This window comes from Collinsella sp. Sow4_D11, assembly GCF_052116465.1.
Classification (GTDB): domain Bacteria; phylum Actinomycetota; class Coriobacteriia; order Coriobacteriales; family Coriobacteriaceae; genus Collinsella.
In genome coordinates this window covers 1-2,107 of sequence record NZ_JBQKLA010000056.1, presented here as the reverse complement: position 1 = coordinate 2,107, position 2,107 = coordinate 1, and the positions used below count along the sequence as shown (strand labels likewise).

Genomic DNA, 2,107 nt, shown 5'->3' with positions numbered 1-2,107 from the left:
GGCAGCCAGGGCTAACCCGGCCAGACCCCACACCGATGCCCGCACATGCCCGGCGGTGGCGATCGCGACCACGCCGGCAGCGACCCATAGGGCGGCTCGTAGCCAGTCGGGTAGGTCGATCAGCTCGGCACGGGCTGGGACGCCAGCATCGAGCAGTGACACCCCGATCAGCACCCACAGGACGCCGAGCACGAGCATCGCTGTCCGGCGAGGCACGCTCAGCCCTTGAGCCGGTCACCGAGGTCAGCCAACGCCTTCTCGGCAGCCGCTTCGGCCGCTGCCCGGATGGCGGACATGTCCACCGATCCGGGCTTGGCGGCCTCCACAGCAGCGGTCAGGGCCGCAACCTGTGCGTCCATCTTGCGGCCCTGCCAGTAGCCGTCCTGCTGCGCCACCGCCGCAGTCGGGCCGGAGCTGCCGAGGTAGTACTCCCACACCGAGTCAGCGATCGACGTCCGTGCTCGACCCAGCTCGACCCGGATCATCCGCTCCAGGCGCTCCCAATCTTCCTGCTTCATCTCGTCATCCTCCTGCTGTGAGTGGTCAGTCGTCGTTGTGTCGCCGTGGATGACGGCGGCCAGAATGTGGGGGATTTGCCGTTCACGCTGCGGGCCAGGGCACACCTTGCCCCGGCTCAGCGTGTACAGCAGCCCACCGCGCTCACGCGGCACCGTGGTCGCATACCCGGGGACACCGAGCCGATGCCACGACAGTCCATGCGAGCTTGGGCCGCGTCGATTGTCGGCCGCGAGACGGCGCGGAATCGTCGGGTGGGTCGCCATCAACCAGCGGACGAGCTTGACGATTGCCTGCACCTGCGCCGGATTCCAGGGCGGAGGTTTATTCTCGTCAGCCCAACCTGTCCAGACCGGCCCGTAGCCGTCCCACGTCTCGATCGAGATTGTGTCCGGGTTGCCGTCGAGGTCGCACGCCGCCCGGAACTGGGTGTCCTGATACTGGCGGACCGTGCCGATCCGGTCAACATAAAAGTGGGAGAACACGCCCTGCGAGTCCCAGTAGCCACGCAGCGACGTCGAGTTGCTGACCGCCGTATGGAGATTGATCCGCACCGGTGACGGCATCACCCGCCGCCGCTGATCTAGCCGGGTTTGCAGCGACTCACGAACCGCGCCTGGATACCATGCCATCCCTACTCCTCCCCTCTCACAGGAACCACGTGCCGGAGATCGGGAACACCGGGGTCCCCCCGCTCGGCTCCGCGACGATGTAGCCGACCGTCGAGAATGACAGGTCGCCAGACGATGACAGGAACGGGGTCGCGACAGTCGTCTTGTTGGACGAGACGGACGCCGGTAGAGGTGTCGTGGATACAGACGATGGGCGGTATCCCGCCGGGACTGTCGCGACCGTGCGGCCCGTCAGCGACCCTCCCGTCCAGCGGATGAAACCGGAGATGACCACAATGCCGCACCGCCGACGCACCTTCAGCCCGGGCGAGACGGCCTCAAAGCCGGAAGCGATGGCGCAATCCACCCACCCCGCCGCGTCCACGACGCCGTTGAGGGCTCCCTCGACGCCCTGCGCCAGCACGGCGAGATCGGCAGGCACGTCGTTGGCGCTCGTCACCTCCGGGGTCCGCAGACCGTAGACAGGTGTGGATGGCATGGGGCCTCCTAGATCGTAGTGGTGAGCGTGATGCGGCCCGCGTCGGGCCGGTCAGAGGGGCCGAGCAGGGCCATATAGTCGGTCGTGCCCTGATAGGCGACAGCGATACCGCGAGCAGAGCCGGACAGCAGCGCCGCCACCTCCTGCTCAGTGAGCGCCACATCAACCGTGCCGCCCTGCGCTACCTGCCCGGCAGCGCGAGGACTGGTAGTCAGCGGCGGCGGCGACGAGGGTCGGCTCGCGGCACCCTGCAGCGCGAGCCACACCGTCCGGGCAGCCGACATCCCGGCACCAGTCGCCCGGTACAGACGCAGCACCCCCGACCGTCCGACACCACCCCTCGCCAGCGACTCGCCGTAGAAGAAAAATCCCGTGTTGTCGGCGGATTGGCCGGACGTTGAGTGGCCCTGATAGGCGCGGGAACCAGCCGAGCCGTCGGTGCGCCACGACCCAGAGCGGGCTGTAGCCGCCTGCACCGCGG

Annotated in this window: 4 protein-coding genes; all 4 read right to left on the bottom strand. The window is 68.1% G+C overall.

The window, feature by feature from the left end; all coding sequences use genetic code 11:
• On the bottom strand, positions 1-216 hold a 216-nt coding region (locus ACTQ40_RS10430), incomplete at its 3' end, for a hypothetical protein (protein ID WP_441564109.1).
• Between the two features lie 2 nt (positions 217-218).
• Positions 219-1,148, bottom strand: a complete 930-nt coding sequence (locus ACTQ40_RS10425) for a peptidoglycan recognition protein family protein (protein ID WP_441564108.1) — start codon at positions 1,146-1,148, stop codon at positions 219-221.
• A gap of 16 nt (positions 1,149-1,164) precedes the next feature.
• On the bottom strand, positions 1,165-1,626 hold the full coding sequence (locus ACTQ40_RS10420; RefSeq protein WP_441564107.1) for a hypothetical protein: 462 nt from the start codon (positions 1,624-1,626) through the stop codon (positions 1,165-1,167).
• 8 nt (positions 1,627-1,634) lie between these two features.
• Positions 1,635-1,787 (bottom strand): hypothetical protein, encoded by a 153-nt coding sequence (locus ACTQ40_RS10415; RefSeq protein ID WP_441564106.1) that lies wholly within the window; start codon positions 1,785-1,787, stop codon positions 1,635-1,637.
• Between the last annotated feature and the right edge of the window lie 320 nt (positions 1,788-2,107).